Raw genomic sequence first — 22,379 nt, 5'->3', positions numbered from 1 at the left:
CTATAAATCCTCCTCACCAACCTTTTAAATTTATGATAAATCTTTTAAGAAATCATTATATAAAAACTCCTTTATAATTTCTACTCTTTCGTCAAGTCTTTTAACAACAATAGAAGGCATTTTAAGTCCGTTAAACCAGTTTTTTTTAACCATTGTGTATCCTGCGGCATCGATAAAATGCACAATAGAACCAATTTCAAGCTTATCCGCGAGTTTATACTCACCGAAAATATCTCCAGCAAGACAAGATCTTCCAGCAATAATATATCTGTTTCCTCCAGCTTTAGCATTGATTTTTGCAGGAGTTCCATATATAAGCAAATCAAGCATATGTGCTTCAATAGAAGCATCCACTATTGCAATATCTTTTATATTTTTTACGATGTCTAAAACTTTAGTAACGAGTTCGCAACTTTCTGTAATCGCAGCTTCCCCGGGTTCTAAATAAATCTGAACATTATATTCTTCGCTAAAACTCTTCAACTTCTTACAGAACTCATCTAAAGGATATTCATCTTTTGTAAAGTATAATCCACCGCCAAGACTAACCCATTCGACTTTATTTAAAACTCTTTTATATTTTTCGGCTAACTTATCAAGCATACCGCTAAAACTTTCAAAATCATCATTTTCACAGTTATAATGGAACATTAAACCACTTATATTATCTAAAACTGATATAATATCTCTTTCCGATATCACACCAAGTCTTGAATATTTCCTTGCAGTGTCAGCCAAATCAAAATGTGAATAACTTATTCCTGGATTTATTCTCAAGCCAACCTTAATATGCTTTACTTCATTATAAAACATTTTAAGTTGCGATACAGAATTAAATATGATTTTGTCAGAAATGTTTTTTAGTGCCTTAATATCGTCTGCAGAATAAGCGACGCTGAAAGCATGTGTTTCCTTCCCGAATTTTTCATAACCAAGTTTTGCTTCAAAAAAGGAACTGCTCGTTGTACCGTCCATATACTTACTCATTAAGTCAAATACAGACCACGTAGAAAAACATTTTAACGCTAAAACCAATTTAGCTCCACTATGATCTCTCACATGTTGAATTTTTTTTAGGTTTTTGAGTAGTTTTTTCTCATCAATCAAATAATACGGCGTTTCTATTTCTTTGTTCATTGTTAGGATAGAGACTTATATCTATCTTGCTCTCCTTATCTAAAATATGTTATTTAACGAAAATGCTAAAAAAATAACCGCTGCTACCACTATCGTCTGACAACTTATATACTAAAAACATTAAATTTTCTCGAGTGCTTTTAAAACAGACATTCCGGGTTTTATACCAACTTTCTGTGCATGCGTAGTAGAATTTATAATATTTTTTTTCAGCATATCATCAACAGTTTTTACCCCTGTGGCAATTGCCGCAACACTTCCTACTCTCTCAGCAGTTTCAAGATTCAAATATCCGCACATTATAAAACCGTTATTTCCTCTTATAAAAACTAAGTTACTACCTGGAAATAATTCCCCTTCAAAACCACAATATTTTCTTTCGTTTATAACAAACTCCTTTAATTGCATTTTCCCCTCTTTTGCTCAGTTTAGTTTATACTATCCACTTTCAATTCTGCCACTGCTGCAGTGAGAATATCACCTCCTTTACATTCGTCCCATTTCCGTTAGACAAAATAAACAAATACTCGTTATGCTCCTCAACCTTTTCCATGGCAGCGTCCATTTTTTTCAAGAATACGTTGCTTTTCTCGTTTCTAGAACGCAGATTGCGATTATCATCGCTATCGCGGACGAAAAACCTGCTTCTAATACGATGAAAGGATAGTCTGATATGATTCTGTTATATCGTTTTTTCCATTTCCCATCCCGTGTTTTTTATAGCTATTGGTCTACTAGTATTGGGAAACGTCCGTTTTCGTGGGCAAAATCAACCAGATGGTTACAGCAAATTTGCTCGATTGCGTTATTTCCATTGACCTCTTCCTCTATTTATTTGAGTACTGCAGCATCTAGTGTCAAGTCATTCGATTCTTCAAGCATTTTCTTTTTCTTCAAAATCCATATAAAAATTCACAAAGAATGTCTTTTAGCGCTTTTTTCACTTCATTACAATCTTTCTTTTTGGGATAATATCTATAAGTTTCATCTTAAAACTGTCGTATCTTTAGCACGTCCACAAAATTAAAAACCAAATAAAAACAATGCTTTTTTATATTCTATAAAAAAACTAGCTCCTCTTCCCAAATTTACTCTTGTGTTGTAAACATTTGCACATCTCGCGTTTTCCGCGCTAGACAGCAAGCGTAAGCAAAGGTAAGTTTGTCATTGAGTATTTAAAACGACAAAAAAGTTGCTTGCAAATTGCATTCCGGCGACAATATTTGAGGGTTCGTTTATATCCTTGCCAAAGAGGATTATTCACATGATTATTTCCATCGACGATATCTCATTTAAAATCACAAATATAGATACATGCAGTCAAAATTATATGACAGTTTTTAATAAATAAAAGTATCCTTCATTTAAATCATTTCAAACAAAGTTTGACTGTTATATCAAAATTTGCTAGTTTTACAAAGTTCTAAAATTAAAAATAATAACCGAAAAACGAATTAAATGGATTATAAACTATGGTTCTGGATTGTAAATATTGTTTTAACAGCTTTAAGATTCCTGATAATAGGCAAAATTAATCTCAATATAGACAAAGTTCATTATCAGTTATACACAGAGTCTTTAGGTTTTTCTTATTTTGACCACTCATTGTTTACAACATATTTAATTAAAGCATCAACATCTATTTTCGGCAATAATGAATTTGCAGTAAAATACTATGGAACAATAAAAGAGAGCGTTTTTGGACTACTTTGGTCATTTTAGTAAGCACAATGGCAGTAGGATCTCTCATAATGTTTCCTTTAAAATATTATTTTGAAAGACCACGCCCTTTAAAAGTATTTGGAGATAGAAATGTAAATATATTTTTCGAGAAACTATATAATAATTCTTTTCCATCAGGACATACACAAATTGTACTTTCTGTATGCACTTTTATGTTTATAATGGTAAGAAAATATTGGTATTGGTACATAATTTTGGCTTTAGGAACAAGTTTTGAGAGAATATATGCAGGACATCATTTCCCTTTTGACGTCATGGTAGGAGCAGTAATAGGAATGATTTCTGCTTATGTAACGGTTACTTTATTTAGGAAGTATTCTAAAATAAAAATATAATATCGTCACGTTATCTTTACATCATATTCAAAATACACAGCAATTCCAGATATTCTAACCATTAAGAGAATTATTTGTTAAAATTCACAGACATTGAAAGAAACTCCGGGTTGTTGTTAATATAAACTTTTTGACATGTTTATCTACATTTCATATTCATCTTTTTGAATCATTTACAAGCAAAGCAGTCTTTACTGACAACCAGATGTGTATTCTACTTAAACATTTTTACATTAACGCCAACGTATATGGCAGTCCCATGCATCGGATAATCTGCTATAAGTTCATAATTGGCACTGCCTACATTAAGTCCTTTCACCCATAAACTTAAATTATCGTTTATTTTATAATTCAAATCCATGCTAAGCGTAATAAAGCTGTCCAGACTTTGTGTATTTGCATCATTGGCAAACACTTCATCTTTATAAAAAAGATTCGCAGAGACCGACAAGTTCTTCATTGGTTTAACGGTTACGCCACAATTGACAGTATTCTTAGGGTTGTATGCTAAAATCTTCTTTGTTTTTTTATTTTCCGATTTGAGATATGTATAATTTAACCTGAAATCAAGAAACGGCATCACAATATACACTGCTTCAAACTCAAAACCATATTGTCTTGCTTTATCTATATTTTTAACTTGAAACTCTCCATTAGCAGAATAATACCAGTTTATTAAATCCTTACCGTCGATATAATAAGCATTACCTGCTAATCGTAATTTGTTGTGCGAATACTCAATACCAATGTCACTTGATATTCCATGTTCAGGTTTTAAATTTGCCTCTCCGTACATTCTATAACTTGACTGATTCCAGTAAAGCTCAGTAAAAACAGGCGCTCTCCATACCTTTCCTATATTTGCAGAAATTTTAACTCTTTTATCCGCATTAAAAATCGCACTTATCGAAGGAATAAAAACATTCTGATATTGCGAATTGTTGTCATATCTCATTGCCGATATTATTATAACCTTTCCGACCTGCGAAGTAAGCTTTGTATAAAATGCATAATTTCTCATACTTTTATCTAAACTGTACCCTGATAAATCCTCATTCTCCTTATAATATTTATTTTCAAATTCTAATCCAATAAGAGCAATTTCTTTATAATGAATATCGGCATGAACGCCATAAATATCGGAAGTATACTTATATTTACTTTCAGCAAATACCACAGAGTCATACGGATTTCCATTAGCATCATAAAAAAGTCTTATATTATCGGATAGATATCCACTGACATTCAAAAAACCTGTATCAGATATGCTAAAATCATAATCAAACTTTATGTATTTATTATCATCTTCCTGCTCATTTTTGGGAGTAAAATATGACAATGGTCCAGGAACACCACATTTGCTTTCGTAAACATTTCCGCTTAAAGATAACTTTGATTTTTCAGATACATTAAGCTGCCCGCTAAAAAAAGCATTTACATTTGTAAACTTTGAATTTTTCCTATATCCAGTACTCGAAATACTGGATACTGAAGCAAAAGCACCATATTTGTCAGTTGCACACGCCACTGTCAAAACAGGATTTAATGTGTTAAAACTCCCATAAGATACTACAAAATCAACAATCGGTGCGGTTTCAGTTGCTTTCTTTGTTATAACATTGACAACTCCTCCAAAAGCACCCGCTCCATGAACTGCTGTTCCTGAACCTCTTATAATTTCAACTCTTTCAATAATATTAGCCGGTATCGACGTAAAGTCCACGCTGCCTAGCCCTATATCGTTAACTCTGCGCCCGTTAATTAATACTAATGTATGCAATGATGATGCTCCGCGTATCGAAATGCTTGTATTTGCACCTACTGTCCCTACGCTTCTAAAGTTAACACTAACCTCGTTTTGCAAAAGTTCACCAAGCGTTTCAAAGTGTTTTTCTTCTACAGTTTTTTGCGTAATAACTGAAACATTTATAGGAAGTTTTTTCGCACTATTATCATGTTTTGTCAAAGTTAGAAAAACATCACGCGCTAAAACAATATTTACCACAAAAACAAGACAAAACAATGTACTTAATATTTTCTTCATTTTTCATTTTCTATCTCTTTCTGGTTTTACTCACCGGTATAATATACGGTCTATTTGAAATCGGATTTGTCTTTACAATAACCGTCGTATTATAAACTCTTTCGATATCTTTATAATTCAAAACCTCTTCGGCTGTTCCCTGCTTGCAAATTGAACCGTCTTCCATTAAAACCAGCTTATTGCAAAATTCCCCCGCTGCATTCAAATCATGCAAAGTTAAAATTACTGTTTTATTACATTTTTCATTTAAATCTCTTAAAATCTCCAAAATATCATTTTGACTGCCTATATCCAAATGCGATGTAGGTTCATCAAAAACAACAATATCAGTTTCCTGAACTAAAACTTGCGCTATTAAAGCTATTTGTTTTTCCCCGTCCGAAAGCTCATTAATATTTCTTTTTACAAAGGTTGCTATCTGCAAAAAATCTATAACTTTTTCCACTGCAATATAATCGGCTCTTGACGGAATTTTAAAAATATTCATATAAGGATACCTTCCAAACATAACAAATTCAAACACAGTAAAAGATAATGAAGTATCTATGTGTTGAGGCATAAAAGAAATTGTTCTTGCAAATTTTTTTTTTGAAAAAGAATTTACATTTTCGTCATTTATAAACACATTTCCAGAATGTGGTTTAATTAAACTACACAGAACTTTCAATAAAGTGCTTTTACCCGTGCCGTTTTTTCCGATTATCCCGAAAAAATCTTTTTTATCTATATTACATGAAACATTTTTTAAAACTTCTCTGTTTAAGTAGTCTACCGAAATGCTTTCTATTTTTATCACAATATTCTAATCCCTTTCAAATCTGTTGCTTATTTTGCGGTTAATCCCGCTCTTCTTTATTCTCTTTTTGGTTTTAACAATAGACAAATAAAGAAGAACCCGCCTATTATGCTCGTAATTATGCCTACAGGTATTAATATTGGTGAAAATAAAATTCTGCTTAAAGTATCGCAAAGTGGCAAAAGAACTGCTCCAGCAAAAGCCGAAGCCGGTATCAAAATTACATTATTTGTCCCTATAATTTTTCTCATTGTATGCGGTATCATTAAACCGACAAATCCTATAACACCGCAAGTTGAAACTGTTGCCGCTGTAACAAAAGATGCTGTAAGAAATAAAAATTTTATAATTTTTTCAATATCCATACCAAAAGTTTTTGATTTTTCCCTGTCCAAAGATACAGCGTTAATAATATTACCAGCCAAAGACAAAATTATTATGCCTGTAAGCACAATAGCTGTAACAAACGGAAGCAGTCTTTCATCAAAAGTTGAAAAATTACCCATAAGCCATACAAAAGCAACCTGCACGTTGTTTGCAGGCGATAACGCAAACATAAGCATAACAGCGGATGAAAAAACATAACTCACAACCACGCCTGATAAAATCATTGCATTGGAATCAAATCTTTTTTGCATACTCAATAAATATACAACCAGCACTGAAATCATCATGCCGGCAAAAGTACAAAATGGAATAAAAAAACTCGTTACAGTCGCAAGACCGGAAACAAAAGCCACCGCTGCTCCGAAAGCCGCACCGCTTGAAATGCCTAAAGTAAGGGGATCTGCCAGTGGATTTCTTAATACCGCCTGAAATACACAACCACTTACGGCAAGTCCTGCCCCTGAAACACAAGCCATAATAATTCTTGGAAAACGTATCTGTTTTATTATTATGGTAACATTGCTGTCTGCGCCGCCAAACAATGCTTTTACAGCATCAACAAACGATATACCATTTGAACCGATTACTAAAGAAAATAAAAACACTACAAGAACTGACACCGGCATTAATATATAAACAAACAGAAATTTCTTATTTGTCATCAAAATCCTCATAAATAACTTTTGCAAGCATCGCCACGCCTTTCGCAAACGTCAATGGCGTCGGCGCAAACATGTCATCGCCGGAAATCATAAAAACCTTATTATTTTTTACGGCTTTTATCGTTTTATATTTGTTCCAATTTCTTATTTCTTCGCTACTGACATCTCCCATATTTACAAGCACTATAATGTCAGGGTTACGTTTAACAACATCCTCAATATTAACAGCAAGATATCGCATATCAACGTCCCCATATATGTTTACGGTTTTAGTATAATGGTTATAATCGCTTACAAAACTCTGTTTTCCTGCCGTATACAACGGTCTTGCTCCTATTTCCCAAAATATTTTTAACTTACTGAAACCGCTTATCTTATGGTAAACTTCCTTTATTGAATGCTTTGCCACATCTATTATTTTTCCTGCTTCTTTTTCTCTGTCAAGTTTCTTCGCCAGATTATAATAATCAGTGCATATCCCGCTAAAATTTTTTACTGTTCCCATAATATATATTTCAAAACCGAGACGTTCAAGTTTTTCAACTATTGCTCTACTATTTCCCTCTTTCGTCGAAATAATCAAATCAGGATTAAGTAAAGTTATTTTTTCTATATTGGGTTCCAAAAGCGTACCTATAATTTCCTTTTCAGTCACTCCTTTAGAACAATAAATTGTTATACCTTTAACAAATTGTTCAACTCCGAGCTCGTAGAGACTTTCTGTAACTGATGGCGACAGAGAAATAATACGCTTATATTTTTTCGCTGACAAATTATTCAGCTCTGAATAGGCAATACCTGTTAAGAACAGAAATGTGATAATATAAATAATTTTTCTCATAAAAGTAAAAAAACTTAAGATAAACCGAATTTGTCTGAAATGACTAATGTATATTCCTATTGTATCGACATCCAAGTCATTCAAGTACCATTTTAGACCTGATTAACTATCTTTACTGTTTCTATACCTTTCCTTTCGTCCTTACAACAATTCAAACTTCAATATTCTATACCTTTCCGTGCCGCTATTCCGCTCTTATAAGGATGTTTAATCTCTTTCATTTCAGTAACTAAATCCGCCATATCAATCAATGACTGCGGAGCACCTCTGCCAGTTACAATCACATTTGACTTCCGCGATAATTGTTTTACAATATCAATGAATTTATTCTCATCGATAAACTTATCTCTTAACGCAACGTTAAATTCGTCCAAAACAATCAAATCATACCTCTCGGAACTATTAACAAGCTCTTCTAACTTTTCCATAGCAAAATAGCATTGATTTACGACTTCATCAAGATTGGCATCTTTAACACAACAAGGATGTTCCTTTGCAAAAGCAAAAAAAATCAAATTATCCAGCTTAACTAAAATTTTCTGCTCACCGTAAAAACCCTCGCCTTTAAATAATTGCATAAAGCAAACTTTAAATCCATGTCCTAAAGAACGAATTATCTGTCCTATAGCAGAAGTTGTTTTTCCTTTGCCGTTACCCATGCTTATAATTATCATAAATACTCACCGATATGATGTTCATTGTTATACGCAGTAAACAAGTTGATATTAGCTATAGACTTTTTCTTTTCTCTACTTTTTCTCATATAACAAAATTACAAAACCGTAATAGAATAAACCATAAAAATAATTGACACTTTAAATGTATGGAGTTAGAGGAATATATATAAATAATAAAAAAGTCCATTTTCCAAAAAGAAAGCAGACTTTAATATTCATATTTTCATCTTTTCCTCGGAAGTTACAAGATGTGTAAAATAATCATAAATACATGGATAATGAATAAACAAATTGATGAAACTCGACCTCAAGCTGTCCATGCAGAATGGCACTCGAATTAGAGTAATTTACAATTTTTATAGAACTTTATTTTTTTAACAAACAACTCTGAAACTGCTTCACTTTTTTAAGCTGCATGCAGGATTAAACATACAAAAAACTTTTAATTTTTATCATTCTTTCCGTTTACATAATTGTGCGATGTACCACTTTAATTCTATATCAAATTGTATTCTTTGAAACTAAAATAATTGTTATTGGAAATTATTATGTGATCCAAAAGCGAAATTTCTATAGATTCCAAAGATTTCTTTACAGCAGCAGTTGCATTTATGTCGCTTTGCGACGGCTTTAAAGTACCACCGGGATGATTATGCGCTATTACAATAGAAGCTGCTCTGTGTTTTAATGCAATTTCTGCAATTTTTCTCGGTATAAGCAAAGATTTATTTACAGTACCGCTCTCAATTTCTAAACAGTCAGTAACCCTATTCCCCGAATTTAATATTATCGCGTAAAATTTTTCTATTTTCTCGCCGCTTAAGGCTGAAACTAAATAATCTTTCACATTTTCGGGCGACAACAACCTGTCTTTTTCTTTTATGTCCAAAGACAAATATAAAGAAGTAAACTTTTTCAAAAATAACAGAAACTCTGCAGAATAATCCGAAATGCCTTTAATTTGTTTTAATTCATCTGTGTCAGCGTCAAAAACTTGTTTTAAACTGCCGAATTTGTTTATCATTTCTTTTGCTAAAACTTTTACATCTTTTCTGGGCAACGCGTATGCCAATACCAATTCCAATATCTCGTAATCCGCAAGATTATTAAATCCTCCGGAAATAAATTTTTTTCTCAGACGATATCTGTGTCCTAGGTAATGCGGTTTTAATTTTCTTGTATCCATTAATAAATTACTTTTTCCCGCATCTCTTTCTTATAAGATACATTCTTCTTTTCCGCAAGTATTTTCTCTTTAGCGCGTTTAGAGCGTTTTCTTTTCTGTCTGCGGATTTTTTCTATTTTCTGCTGTTTCTCGGATATTTTCCCTGAAATTTTTTCCTCAATTTTCTCTGCAAGCAGCTTTCTTGCAAAAAATCTATTTAATCCCTGAGTTCTCTCTCTATGACATTTTATTTCTATTCCCGTCGGAGAATGCTTCAAATAAACGGTTGTCGAAACTTTGTTGACATTCTGTCCACCTTTCCCCGGAGAACGGATAAACTTCTCTTCAATATCCGATTCTTCAACCCCATATTTTTCAAATTTTCTATTAAGTTTCCCTTGTTTTTTTGGACTTACTCCGAAATCCGTCATATCCGTACCTTTTGACTTTTCAGCTGTCTGGTAAGTTCTAATTGATCCGTAAACAAGTGAGCATTTATTCCATTATTTCTCGCAGATTCTACATTTTCTTTTATATCGTCAACGTAAAACATTTCACTCGGCAAGATGCCGTAATACCGTACTACACGCTTAAAAATCTCATCTTCCGGTTTCCTCAAGTGCATTTCGTACGAAAGAAAAAATTTATTAAAAAGCAGAAAAATATCGGGATAACACTCTTTTAAATAATTGAAATGAAGTTCATTTGTATTTGAAAGCACAGCAATTTGATAATTTTGCACCAGAGAGGTAACAATTTTTATCGTTTCAGGTATAGGCTTAAAAATATCATTCCATATAGCGGAAAATTCATTATAAGCCCCGCTATACTCGGTTCTTTTAGCCATTGCATTGTAAAAATCTAAAGATGACATATTTCCTTTTTCGTAGGAATAAGCAACGTCTGAATAGACAGAAATCAGCTCGTCAAAATCGTTTACTTTACGCCTGCGAGTCTTTTTTAAATACGCTTTAGTAAATTTTGACAAATCAAACTTAAAAATGACATTTCCTAAATCAAAAACCGCAATTTTTATTGACATATAATTTCCATATTTACATTACTTACATTTTAATTTAAAGTCCGTTCATATTTAATTCAATAATAAATATTTTTCTATCACATCAATTATCTGTATTAATTTAACAAAAACATCCTTTAGTATCTCATCTAATTTCTTTTCGTCCAGTTTAAAATAAGATGAAATCTTTTTATTTAGTTTCTCACTTCGTCTATGGGCAACTGTTGAAGAACGTAAATCCTGAAGATTCCTTAAAAGCTCAATCATATCAGGAATTCTCACATTATTATTCTTTAAAAATAATTCAAATTTACTTATTCCTTTGATATCTTTTATTTTTGTTGAATCTAAATTTATTTGCTTAACCAACTCTTTTTCATTTAACGAATCAATAAAAATCTTAGTTAAAGCAAGTATTTGCTCATCAAATTCTTTTCTATTGTCTTGACTGGTTAATAAGTGAAGGGCTTCTAAATAATGAGAATCCTCTTTGGATAAAGGTTTGAATAAATGCCAGTTATATTTCTTAATCCATAATTCATTAAATTGTTCTAATCTCATCTTTAAGTAAAAATCCGCTTTAACAGGATCGCAAAATTCTCCAGCGACAAAACGTTTATATCCTGTAACGCTAAACCCTTCCTTGCGCGGAGAGATATTAAAGCTTTTCCAGTACAGCTGTTCTTTATGATGGAGATTTCCTAAATCTCCGAGTAGGACTATTACATAATCATCACAATTGTCATCCAATCTAATAGACCATGCTCCCTTGCATGAAATGTGACAATGTTCTACTAAATATTTATCTGGATTGTCATAGTATTTTTTTAACACATCTTTACTAAAAAATACAGGTGTAATATATTGTGGAGCATTAGGATTTTTTCCAAAATCATTCCCCAATTTTTTCTCATCACACGAAAACGATACAAACTTCCCATTCTCATCACAACCAATAATAAATTCTTCAAATTTATCATTTTCTTCTATATTAGGTCTATAATCTTTAATATTTTTAATCAGAACTTTGCCCCTAATCCAGCTTTTGGTTCTCCAATAAGACGAATATGTATCCTCATCAATTGTATGATTATAAAAATACTCCTCAGAGGAACTATTTTCACTTATCTCGCTTATTCCTAGTTCTTTTACTGTCTTTTTACTAAATCTCATAAAATCAAAATAGATAAACAAATGCTTCTTTCTCACTGAAATATAATCTTTCAAGAATCTCAATTTTATAAGTACCTCATCTTTATCAACTTTTGCAACTATTTCTTCGTCCCCATTACTATCAAAATATAAATATTCTCTTTTATCCGGAGAGTTGTAAATCTCATATAAATTGTGGTAAAGCCTAAACTCTTCTGATAATTCTAAATACCCACCTTTACGTCCAAATTCTCGACAATAAATTAACGGCTCAAAACCTTCCATGCTAAATCTATGATACTCTTCTCTATATTTTCTATTACCTCTATAGTACTCTGCATGCCCATGATGATCACATCCAATTATTTCCAATTTACAATCTTGCAACGCCTTGCCAACTTTATCAATATCTACTATCGCACTACACAAGCCACTATTAAAATTGTCTTCAAAATTACGACTAAAAACCGTTATCCAGTCTTGATCTATAAATTTTGTGTTTATCTGTTTCTTTACATCTTCGAAAGACAGTTTTTCTACATCGTTATACAGATGGCGCACATCCTTTCCATGTATCATAAAAATAACATCTTCACTTATATTCGTAGCATGATCGCCTAGCCTCTCTATGCTCTTCGCCACAAAAATTAAATCTACAGTTCTTTGAATGTTGTCAATATTCGGAGATTTAAGCATTAAATTTTTAAGATTCGCGAGAACTTTATCTTTTAAATCATCAACTTCATCATCTCTCGCAAGCACTGACAATGCGAGCTTGGAATCGCTTGTATTAAAAGCTTTTATACAGTCCATTACCATACTCTGCACAATTTCTACCATTTTAGGAATATAAACAAGAGATTTAAGTTCGGGATATCTTATTAGATCCAAAGCCATTTCGCTTATATTTACAGCTTCGTCGCCCATTCTCTCTAAATCGCTGTTAATACGCATTGCAGAGGTTATAAATCTTAAATCGACGCCTACAGGTTGATTTAAAGCTATAAGTTTTAGACATTTATCATCAATAACTATTTCCTTAACGTTAACTTCCCTTTCAAGGCAGCATACGGTATCAGCCTGTTTTGGATCTCTTTCAACAAGCTCTTGCATTGCAGTTTTTATCATTTTCTGAACAAGCTCTGCCATATCAAGGAGATGATTTTGTAAATTACTCATTTCAACATCAAAACGCCGCATACTTCCTCCTCAAAGTTGTTTGGCAATGACAACAAACAATATCTCTATCGTTCCATTTTAGTCTCTATATTTAACCAAACCTGCCGCTTACATAATCCTCAGTCTCTTTTTTTGATGGATTTGTAAATATTTTTTCAGTTTTATCGAATTCTATAAGCTCGCCAAGAAGCATGAAGGCGGTATCATGCGAAACTCTTGCCGCCTGCTGCATATTATGCGTCACTATTACAATCGTATATTTGTCTCTTAATTGAATCATCAATTGCTCAATTCTCTGCGTCGCAACCGGATCTAAAGAAGAACAAGGCTCATCAAGAAGAACAATATGAGGAGCTACAGCAACAACCCTCGCAATGCAAAGTCTCTGTTGTTGTTCTAAAGTCAAACTTAATGCCAACTTATGCAGTTTATCTTTAATATCATCCCATAATAAAACGGCTTTTAAACTTTTTTCTACAGTTTCGTCAATAATATTCTTATTTGAAGCTATTCTATTAACTCTTAAACCAAAAGCGACATTTTCATAAATTGAAATTGGAAAAGGATTGGGTCTTTGGAAAACCATTCCAACATTTCTTCTTAAAGCATCTACGTCAACTTTACTGCCATAAATATCTTCGCCGAAGATGTTGATTATGCCGCTTGTAGATACGTTATCTATCGTATCGTTTATTCTGTTTATTGATCTTAAAAGAGTGGACTTACCACAACCCGACGGACCTATGATAGCAGTAATCTTTTTCTCTTCAATATAGATATTAATATTTTTGAGCGCATGAAAATCCGCATAATATAAATTAAAATTTTTTATCTCTATTTTTGACATATATTCCTCAAAAATTAACCGCATAGAACAACGTCTATAAAAATAGTGGCATTGTAACAGTCGGAAACGATATCATTGAATACACAGAAACAACAAATGACAAAATTGCAATTATCAACCAAAACGTCCAGTAATATAATCTTCCGTCTGTTTTTCTTTCGGAGATACAAATAATCTATCAGTTTTATCAATTTCAACAAGTTTACCCATAAGAAAAAACGCTGTTCTGTCGCTAACGCGCGACGCTTGTTTTACATTGTTTGTCACAAGTACTATAGTATATTTTCGTTTAAGCTCAATCATTGATTCTTCAACCTTTGCCGTAGATATCGGATCAAGTCCAGAGCAGGGTTCATCAAATAAAATAACTTCTGGGTTAATCGCAAGAATTCTTGCAATACAAAGCCTTTGCTGCTGTCCACCGGATATTTTCATTGCAGACGAGTCTAACCTGTCTTTAACTTCATCCCACAAAGAAGCATCTTTCAAAGCCTGTTCAACTATAGTGTCTAGTTCTGATTTCTTTGAAATAAGCCCAAGACGTTTCGGAGCATAGACAACATTTTCATATATACTCATAGGAAGCGGTATAGGCATTGCGAAAAGCATACCTACACGTTTTCTCAAATTTTCCATATTCATATCAAAAATATTGTCACCGACTAGATAAACTTTACCTTTACGAGAGTAAGTTTTATCAAAATCGTTCATTCTATTTAGAGTTCTCAAAAACGTCGTCTTGCCACTGTTTGCCGGACCTATAATACTTAAAATTTCATTTTGGACAATGCTAATATTCAAAGACTCCAAAGCGCATTTTTTATCGTAATAACAGCTTAAATTTTCAACCTTAATTTTATCTACCATTTTCTGCGTTTCCTGAAATAAATTCTCGCAACAATTGCAATAAAACTCATTGTCAAAACTATCATCAGAAGCACAAGAGCTGTGCCGAATATAATATTTTTTGGCATATTAGGGATCTGCGTCGAAATAATATACAAATGATACGGCAAAACCATTACCTGATCAAATATGGAATGCGGCAAATGCGGGACAGAAAATGCCGCCGCAGTGAATAATACAGGTGCCGTCTCGCCCGATATTCTTGAAATGCTTAGTATCGCTCCTGTCAAAATACCGGGAAGAGCATTCGGAAGTACTATATATCTTATAGTCTGCCAGCGGCTTACGCCAAGCGACAAACTCGCTTCTCTAAACGAATAGGGAACGCTATTTAACGCACTGCGTGATGTGGTTATTATGACTGGAAGTTCCATTATAGACAGAGTTAAAGCTCCTGCAATAATAGAAACGTCCAGTTTTAAAAACATAACAAAAATGCCGAGTCCAAACAATCCGTAAACAACTGACGGAACACCCGCTAAATTTATGATAGCAAGTTTAATTATTCTTGTAAGCAAATTATCTTTTGCATACTCGTTTAAATATATTGCCGCACAAACACCTATTGGAAGAGTTATCACAATAGTACAAGTAACTATTGAAAGAGTGCCAAGTATTGCAGGAAGAATTCCACCTCCGTGCATTCCGTTCTTCGGCATCGCAGTCAAAAACTCCCAAGTTATAGCAGATGCTCCATTCTTTATGATTGTAAAAATTATCGCACTAACAGGAATAATAGCCAAAAGAGTCGCAAGAAAGAGAATTGTGTATGAAAGTCTTTGCGATAACTTAGAGCTTAGTTTTATCATTTATTCTTATTTTTCCCAAGAAATAAATCCGCTATAAAATTTATGATAAACGTTATTAGAAAAAGTACAAGCGCTATGGCAAATAATGATTTGTAATGCATGCCGCCTCTGACAGTCTCTCCCATCTCGGCAGCTACCACTGCCGTCATAGTTCTCACTGGCTCAAATATCGAGAGCGGAATACGTGCCGAATTTCCTGTTATCATCATAACAGTCATCGTCTCTCCGATAACTCTGCCTACTCCAAGCATTATTGCAGCAATTACTCCTGGCATTGCTGCTTTTAATACAATTCTTCTTATAGTCTGCCACTTAGTCGCTCCCAAAGCAAGCGCTCCTTCCTTATATTGCCAAGGAACTGAGCGCATTGCATCCTCTGATATTGTCACTATTGTAGGCATAGCCATGAACGCAAGCATTATTGATCCAGAAAAAGCCGTAAGTCCGGTGGGTATGTTGAAAAGTGTTCTAATAAAAGGAACAAGCGTAACCATTCCGACAAATCCTACAACTACGCTTGGAATTGCAGTCATAAGTTCGACTGCAGACTTCAAAACGTCTCGTATACCTTTAGGAGCAACTTCTGAAATATAAAGTGCAGTCATAACGCCAATAGGAACCGCTATTATACATGCTCCCACAGTTACTAAAATAGATCCAATAATAAAAGGAAAAATACCGAATGACGGAGTATTCGAAGTTGGATACCAAAATCGTCCGGTAATAAATTCTATAATACCGAAACTTTTAAAAAAAGCAAAACCTTCTTTAAACAGAAACCCAAAAATTAAAACGACAAAAATAATAGATAATATTCCGCAGATAAAAATTATTGTTTCAATTGTGGTGTCTATAATTTTTCTCATTTTAGTCCTTCAACAAACGGTTTGTCGTATCGAGAAGCCCCGAACACACTCGATTAAAATAGACTTTTCAAGACTTCACAACAAAGCTATACGACAAATTAAACTAATAAATATGTACTCTTGCTGCCAATGCAACAACATAATGTCATACATCCTCCAAGAAAGCGGGGACAACATTTTACCTTGCTGCCAATTCTCGACAGTAATACCTCGCTATCTACAAAGCAAAAGACAATGGGATTTACTTTACAAAATACTCCGTCTCTTAATTTCAATTTCCGAGAGGTACAAAATTAGCTTTCAAAACAATTTTTTGTCCTGCAGTCGACAAAGCATAATCAATAAACATTTTTATAACACCCTGCGGCTTTCCGTTTGTATAAAGATACAACGGTCTTGAAATAGGATACATTCCACTTACTATGTCTTTAGCCGTCGGACAAAAATATTCGTTTTCCGCATTCATCGCCACTGAAACAGATTTCACTCCTTCATTTACAAAACCCATACCGACATATCCTAAAGCATTAGGATTCTGATAAACTTCATCGTATATAGCCTGTGAAGACGACATCATAAGCGACTGAGTGGAGAACTCATTTTTACTATTTTTATCATTATTTCTTAAGACGCACTCTTTAAAAAACATATGCGTCCCTGAATTGCTTTCTCTTGAAAGAATTACTATTCTCCTATCTTCCCCTCCAAGCTCTTTCCAATTTGTAACTTTTGACATAAAAATATCCCGCAGTTGCTCTAATGTAAGCTTATTTACGGGATTGTTCTTATTCACAATCACCGCAAGTCCATCAAGACCAATTTTAAATTCAATAGGTTCCACATTTTCACTTCTTGCAAGAATTCTTTCTTTTTCTTCTATCTCACGGGAAGACATTGCAATATCACATGTTCCGTTTATTAAAGATGCAAAACCGGTCCCCGAGCCTCCGCCTGTAATACTTATATTAAACATCGGATTTTGTTCTATAAAATTTTCTGACCATTCTTGAATAAGATTTACAATAGTGTCAGAACCTTTGATTTGCATAGACACATCGTGACCGCTATCACTGCCTTGCGGTTCCATACATGCAAAAAAAAGTGCAAACACCAGAGAAACTACGATTAGCTTAAAGACTTTCATTATTCCCATTCGATAGTAGCAGGCGGTTTATTAGAAATATCATAAACTACCCTATTGACGCCTTTAACCTCGTTTATAATACGCGAAGATATTTTACCGAGTAATTCATAAGGAAGTTTTACCCAGTCTGCCGTCATCGCATCTTCGGAATTTACGGCTCTTACAGCAATTACATATTCGTAAGTTCTGGCGTCGCCCATAACACCTACCGTTTTAACGGGCAGTATCACAGCAAAAGATTGCCATATTTTCTCATAAAGTTTCGCCCTTTTTATTTCCTCCGTTACTATGTTGTCCGCTTCTTTTAAAATATTTAGTTTTTCCTCTGTTATCTCGCCTAATGTTCTTACCGCAAGACCGGGACCTGGGAAAGGTTGCCTATCTATAATTTCCGCCGGAATGCCGAGTTCTCTTCCTAAAACCCTTACTTCGTCTTTAAATAAAAACTTTAGAGGTTCAACAAGTTTCATTTTCATTTTTTCAGGAAGTCCGCCGACATTGTGATGACTCTTAATTGGTGATTTTGCTCCTTTTATAGAAATACTCTCTATGATATCAGGATATATTGTCCCTTGCAAAAGAAAATCTATGCCTTTTAATTTTTTTGCTTCTTTGTCAAAAATTTCTATAAAAGTATGACCGATAATTTTTCTCTTTTGTTCAGGATCGGTTACACTTTTAAGTTTTGACAGAAATATTTTTTTTGCATTGACTATAATAAGATTTTTATCAAATATTTTACCAAATACTTTACGTACCCTTTCAGTCTCACCGAGTTTCTGGAGTCCGTGATCAACATAGACGCAGATAAGTCGTTTCCCTATGGCTTTATAGAGCATCACAGCCGCGACGGAAGAGTCGATTCCGCCTGACAGGGCGCATAAAACTTTACTTTTTCCGACTTGTTCCTGAACCCTTTTAACTTCATCCACAATATAAGATTTTATAGTCCAGTCGCGTTCTGAACCGCAGATTTTAAATATAAAATTCTTTAAGATTTTTCTGCCGTTAACAGAATGCTTCACTTCTGGATGAAACTGAACGCCGTATATATTCTTTGCTGCATTTTCTATAGCTGCATAAGGAGAGTTATCTGACTTTGCTGTTACCCTAAAACCCTTAGGAATTTTTAAAAGTTTGTCGCCGTGGCTCATCCACAGAGTTTCTTTGGAACTAAGCCCATTAAATAAAAAGCAGTCATATTTTACATCGACACTTGCAAGACCGAACTCCCTACATTTTGACGGAGTAACTTTCCCACCAAGATGTTCTGCTATAAGCTGCATACCGTAACATATTCCCAAAATAGGAATACCTAGTTCCCACACTTTAGGATCAGGCCAAGGAGCATTTTTTGAATAAACGCTTTCATAACCACCCGAAAGAATTATACCTTTTAAACCCTCAAATCCGGAAAAAGATTTTATCGGTTTATTCCCTGGATACAGTTCGCAATATACTTTTTCTTCCCTTATGCGTCTTGCTATCAGCTGTGTGTACTGCGAACCAAAATCCAATATTAAAATCATCTATTTTCCCTATGTTACCTTTATACTCCTTCGTCAAATTTATTCGGATTAACTGGTCCTAAAACTAACAAAATAATCAATACAATCCACCCTACAACGGGAATAAGTCCAACCAATTGAAACCAACCGCTCCGATTAGTATCGTGCAATCTACGCGTGGTTATTGCTATCGATGGTACTAACAATGCCCACCACAAAATATTTACCACCCAAAAATCAAACACACCAATTATTCTTGGTAAAATAAAGCAAAAAACAAAACACAAAACAAAATTAATTAATACAAAATACCAAAATTGTACTAAAGAGGCGCGACCCTTAAAATCAATATAATGATTACTGATAGCATCCCAAAAATACATTTTCAAAAACTTAAACATATTCTCTATTCTCCATTTTTTTATTTGTTTTTTTGCATTGTATCAAATTTTTGCAGAAGTTATAATTTTTTGCTTCTGATATTTCCCTCTTTTGTCTGCATAAGAGATTTCACAAGTTTCACTTACCCCTAAAAATAGAATTTGCGCTATTCCTTCATTTGCATAAACTTTTGCCGGGAGTGATGTCGTATTTGATATTGAAAGAGTAACATATCCCTCCCACTCGGGTTCAAACGGAGTGATATTTACAAAAATTCCGCATCTTGCATAAGTTGATTTGCCGAACGCAATCGTTATAATATCTCTCGGAATTCTAAAATATTCTATTGTTTTACCTAAAATTACAGAATTCGGAGGGATTTCTATGTAATCTTCAACTATTACGGTTTCAAATAAATTGTCGCTCGCTTTCTTAGGATCTAAAACAAAATCTTTATGTTGATCTCTTCCCAAATAAGCTTTCATAACCATAAACTCATTTGAAAGTCGCATATCATACCCGTAAGAAGACGTGCCATAAGAAATCTTTCCATCTCTGATTTGTCTAATCTCAAACGGCTCTATCATTTTATATTCAAGAGACAGCTTCTTTATCCACCTATCATTTTTTACCATCTTATTACCTTTCATGCAAGCATTATTAAAACAGGTTCAGAATAACAATAAGACAAAGGTCATCAGTCTGAACTTATAGATCATCAATAATTGACATTTATTCTATTTGCTTTCCTTATTTACAAGGAATATTTAATTCCTTCAATAAAACTTTAAAGTTATCGGCACAATGTGGATTGTCTTTCATTTCAACGTATTTTATATCTTCAGATTTTAATTGATTCTTATTTTGTTTACTTAAAGTATCCGCAACAAATATATCAGTATCTCTGGCGTATATCACATCCGCACTTTCAGGATTTCCTTTGCCCATAAGTTTAACTTCCACTCTATATTCTTTCCCAGTTTTATTATAAAGTTTAAAATCAACTTCCCTATCAAAATTCAAAGTCCCGTCTTTTTTAAATATTGAACCATCAATATATTTTTTTGGCACTCCGCATAATTCACATAGTTTTAACAATAAAGGTTTTTCAACTTTTTTACCTATTGAACTCCATGCCCCACCCCTTATTGCTATCTTTTTCGTAGCTAATGCATTTATAACAAGCAAACTTTCTGTCAATGACAGTTTAACTGAAACTTCTTTATAACTTATTTCTATACTAAGTCCTACACCTGACTCACCATCCTTTTCTAATAAAGAAATAAGTCCTGTTAAATATTCAAAATTTGCATTAGCAACATCTATAACAATTTTCTTTGTTGCGCTTCCGTATATGTTAGTAATCGTTTTCTTATTCATACCAGCAAATATTGCTTTATCATCGGAAGAAATAGTATCTGAGTCAATAAAATATTTTTTATACCAAGCTAAGTTAATATTTTTCTCTTTAATCTTTGCACTGATTATTTTCTTAAAAAAATCTATAGCAAAATCTAGGAAAAATATATTAATTGCATTTACTACTCCATTACGATAATCATTGCCTTGAATCAATTTATTCACAGTATCTTCAATGACTTCTTTTTCAAAGGTCGTCATAATCTTCCTCTTCAAGTTTTTTTATATACTCTTTATTAATTTCACATAGCACAGGAACCCTTTTCATTTTTTTTGACACTTTTCCAAAAGTCCCAGAACCTGCAAAAGGATCCAAAACAATATCTCCCTTGAAAGAATAATACTTTAAAACTTTCTCACATAATTCTTCAGGAAAAACAGCGGGATGCTTTTTATCCGCCTTGGGAGATATATACCAGCAATTTGATGTATCCGTCTTTTCAATAGAATTTGCCAATGTTCTTGAATAAAGTTTTATATTTTTATCAAGTAAAAAAGACGTTTTTTTCCTATAAACTAATAAACTTTCAGTAATGCAATTAGGCTTGTATGACAAAGGCATTCCTGTCTGTAAATAACCTGCGATTCTATTTGGAACCGTACATTCAGGTTTAATCCATATAATTTCATCTATGAAATAAAAACCCGCGTTTTCCAAAATTTTATGAAAATCAAAATGAATTGGATATCTAATGCTTTCAAATTCTCGTCCGGGTCTTTTTGTAATAACTGGAGAAACATTTATAATAATAAAACGTCCGTCTTCCAATATACGGTTACACTGTTTTAAAATACTATACATTTTCTCTAAGTAACTATCATAAGACGTATAATCAGAATACATTCTGGCATTATAATACGGCGGGGACGTAAATATAAGTTGTATAGTTTTATCTTGAATTTTTAATAGAGCTTGTTCACTATCGCCTTTTAATAAAGTAGCTTTTATAATTCTTTTCTCATTTTTTCTATCTGGCAGTTTAATATTTTTTCCATTAAAAAAGAATTCGTGCATTTTATACATTACTTCATTGTTGTAAAAAGATAGTAATCTATTTCCCAATTCTTGAAATTTGAAATTATCAGACTTATATAACGTTGTACGAAACATTTGATAAATAAGTTCCATATATGTTTTTTTAAAGCCTTCTTCAATTATAAATTCATAAATTTTTTTATCATTTTGTTGTCTTCCAATAGACGAAACTACTTCCCTTTTTATATCTAAAGGAAGTACGCTATTATAAAATAATAAAAGTTTATCTAAATTCTCTTCACTCTTTTCCTTACCAAGTTGCTTGATATATTCTATAGTTATACTATTTTTATAATATATTCTTTTTAAAGAATTTTGCATAAT

The 22,379-nt window shown here is 33.1% G+C and carries 23 protein-coding genes; 2 read left to right on the top strand and 21 right to left on the bottom strand.

Translation table 11 applies throughout. The annotated features are described in order from the left end of the window. Positions 1–30: 30 nt before the first annotated feature. Both nspC and LE179_RS04100 read right to left on the bottom strand, forming a co-directional pair. Positions 31–1,137 carry a carboxynorspermidine decarboxylase gene (gene nspC / locus LE179_RS04105; protein ID WP_374129098.1) on the bottom strand — a complete coding sequence of 369 codons (1,107 nt, stop codon included), beginning with the start codon at positions 1,135–1,137 and terminating at the stop codon, positions 31–33. 120 nt (positions 1,138–1,257) lie between these two features. After that, entirely contained in the window at positions 1,258–1,545 is a 288-nt protein-coding gene (locus tag LE179_RS04100) for a YunC family protein (RefSeq protein WP_374129097.1), read from the bottom strand. Between the two features lie 1,050 nt (positions 1,546–2,595). On the opposite strand from LE179_RS04100, the gene LE179_RS04095 reads away from it, so the two are divergent. Next, complete coding sequence (locus LE179_RS04095; RefSeq protein WP_374129096.1) at positions 2,596–2,859, top strand: hypothetical protein; 264 nt, start codon at positions 2,596–2,598, stop codon at positions 2,857–2,859. Beyond that, complete coding sequence (locus tag LE179_RS04090) at positions 2,847–3,215, top strand: phosphatase PAP2 family protein (protein WP_374129095.1); 369 nt, start codon at positions 2,847–2,849, stop codon at positions 3,213–3,215. Before LE179_RS04095 ends, LE179_RS04090 begins: the two co-directional genes overlap by 13 nt. 214 nt (positions 3,216–3,429) lie before the next feature. Here the strand turns inward: LE179_RS04090 and LE179_RS04085 are convergent, their stop codons facing one another. The 19 genes from LE179_RS04085 to LE179_RS03995 form a co-directional block, all read right to left on the bottom strand. Continuing rightward, a complete protein-coding gene (locus tag LE179_RS04085) occupies positions 3,430–5,259 on the bottom strand; it encodes a TonB-dependent receptor plug domain-containing protein (protein ID WP_374129094.1) in 1,830 nt (609 codons plus the stop codon). A 10-nt stretch (positions 5,260–5,269) separates the two neighbouring features. Next, a complete protein-coding gene (locus tag LE179_RS04080) occupies positions 5,270–6,055 on the bottom strand; it encodes an ABC transporter ATP-binding protein (protein WP_374129093.1) in 786 nt (261 codons plus the stop codon). Positions 6,056–6,111: 56 nt separating this feature from the next. Next, complete coding sequence (locus tag LE179_RS04075) at positions 6,112–7,104, bottom strand: FecCD family ABC transporter permease (RefSeq protein ID WP_374129092.1); 993 nt, start codon at positions 7,102–7,104, stop codon at positions 6,112–6,114. Next, entirely contained in the window at positions 7,094–7,876 is a 783-nt protein-coding gene (locus LE179_RS04070; RefSeq protein WP_374129091.1) for an ABC transporter substrate-binding protein, read from the bottom strand. The genes LE179_RS04075 and LE179_RS04070 overlap by 11 nt, the downstream gene beginning before the upstream one ends. 227 nt (positions 7,877–8,103) lie before the next feature. Continuing rightward, entirely contained in the window at positions 8,104–8,619 is a 516-nt protein-coding gene (locus LE179_RS04065) for a cob(I)yrinic acid a,c-diamide adenosyltransferase (RefSeq protein ID WP_374129090.1), read from the bottom strand. 499 nt (positions 8,620–9,118) lie between these two features. Further along, positions 9,119–9,808 (bottom strand): DNA repair protein RadC, encoded by a 690-nt coding sequence (gene radC / locus LE179_RS04060; RefSeq protein ID WP_374129089.1) that lies wholly within the window; start codon positions 9,806–9,808, stop codon positions 9,119–9,121. Further along, positions 9,808–10,218 (bottom strand): peptide chain release factor-like protein, encoded by a 411-nt coding sequence (locus LE179_RS04055; RefSeq protein WP_374129088.1) that lies wholly within the window; start codon positions 10,216–10,218, stop codon positions 9,808–9,810. Before LE179_RS04055 ends, radC begins: the two co-directional genes overlap by 1 nt. Next, positions 10,215–10,829, bottom strand: a complete 615-nt coding sequence (locus LE179_RS04050; RefSeq protein ID WP_374129087.1) for an HAD family hydrolase — start codon at positions 10,827–10,829, stop codon at positions 10,215–10,217. Before LE179_RS04050 ends, LE179_RS04055 begins: the two co-directional genes overlap by 4 nt. 51 nt (positions 10,830–10,880) lie before the next feature. Further along, positions 10,881–13,160, bottom strand: a complete 2,280-nt coding sequence (gene phoU / locus LE179_RS04045; RefSeq protein WP_374129086.1) for a phosphate signaling complex protein PhoU — start codon at positions 13,158–13,160, stop codon at positions 10,881–10,883. A 70-nt stretch (positions 13,161–13,230) separates the two neighbouring features. Beyond that, complete coding sequence (gene pstB, locus LE179_RS04040) at positions 13,231–13,986, bottom strand: phosphate ABC transporter ATP-binding protein PstB (RefSeq protein WP_374129085.1); 756 nt, start codon at positions 13,984–13,986, stop codon at positions 13,231–13,233. Between the two features lie 114 nt (positions 13,987–14,100). Beyond that, positions 14,101–14,853: a phosphate ABC transporter ATP-binding protein gene (locus tag LE179_RS04035; RefSeq protein ID WP_374129084.1), complete on the bottom strand. Its 753-nt coding sequence runs from the start codon at positions 14,851–14,853 to the stop codon at positions 14,101–14,103. After that, entirely contained in the window at positions 14,847–15,701 is an 855-nt protein-coding gene (pstA, locus tag LE179_RS04030; protein WP_374129083.1) for a phosphate ABC transporter permease PstA, read from the bottom strand. Before pstA ends, LE179_RS04035 begins: the two co-directional genes overlap by 7 nt. After that, positions 15,698–16,567, bottom strand: a complete 870-nt coding sequence (pstC, locus tag LE179_RS04025; protein ID WP_374129082.1) for a phosphate ABC transporter permease subunit PstC — start codon at positions 16,565–16,567, stop codon at positions 15,698–15,700. Before pstC ends, pstA begins: the two co-directional genes overlap by 4 nt. 271 nt (positions 16,568–16,838) lie before the next feature. Next, complete coding sequence (locus tag LE179_RS04020) at positions 16,839–17,711, bottom strand: phosphate ABC transporter substrate-binding protein (RefSeq protein WP_374129081.1); 873 nt, start codon at positions 17,709–17,711, stop codon at positions 16,839–16,841. Next, entirely contained in the window at positions 17,711–19,240 is a 1,530-nt protein-coding gene (gene guaA, locus LE179_RS04015; protein WP_374129080.1) for a glutamine-hydrolyzing GMP synthase, read from the bottom strand. Before guaA ends, LE179_RS04020 begins: the two co-directional genes overlap by 1 nt. Before the next feature lie 20 nt (positions 19,241–19,260). Continuing rightward, the gene (locus LE179_RS04010) at positions 19,261–19,620 is read right to left on the bottom strand and encodes a DUF805 domain-containing protein (RefSeq protein ID WP_374129079.1); all 360 of its coding nucleotides are present in this window, start codon (positions 19,618–19,620) and stop codon (positions 19,261–19,263) included. 42 nt (positions 19,621–19,662) lie between these two features. Next, the gene (gene dcd, locus LE179_RS04005; protein WP_374129078.1) at positions 19,663–20,235 is read right to left on the bottom strand and encodes a dCTP deaminase; all 573 of its coding nucleotides are present in this window, start codon (positions 20,233–20,235) and stop codon (positions 19,663–19,665) included. A gap of 115 nt (positions 20,236–20,350) precedes the next feature. Then, positions 20,351–21,220, bottom strand: coding sequence for a CfrBI family restriction endonuclease (locus tag LE179_RS04000; protein ID WP_374129077.1), 870 nt, complete (start codon positions 21,218–21,220; stop codon positions 20,351–20,353). Further along, complete coding sequence (locus LE179_RS03995) at positions 21,207–22,376, bottom strand: site-specific DNA-methyltransferase (protein WP_374129076.1); 1,170 nt, start codon at positions 22,374–22,376, stop codon at positions 21,207–21,209. The genes LE179_RS04000 and LE179_RS03995 overlap by 14 nt, the downstream gene beginning before the upstream one ends. Between the last annotated feature and the right edge of the window lie 3 nt (positions 22,377–22,379).

This window comes from Candidatus Endomicrobiellum agilis, assembly GCF_020328115.1.
Lineage (GTDB): Bacteria > Elusimicrobiota > Endomicrobiia > Endomicrobiales > Endomicrobiaceae > Endomicrobiellum > Endomicrobiellum agilis.
The sequence above is the reverse complement of the archived record's forward strand: the minus strand, read 5'-3'. Positions and strand labels throughout refer to the sequence as shown.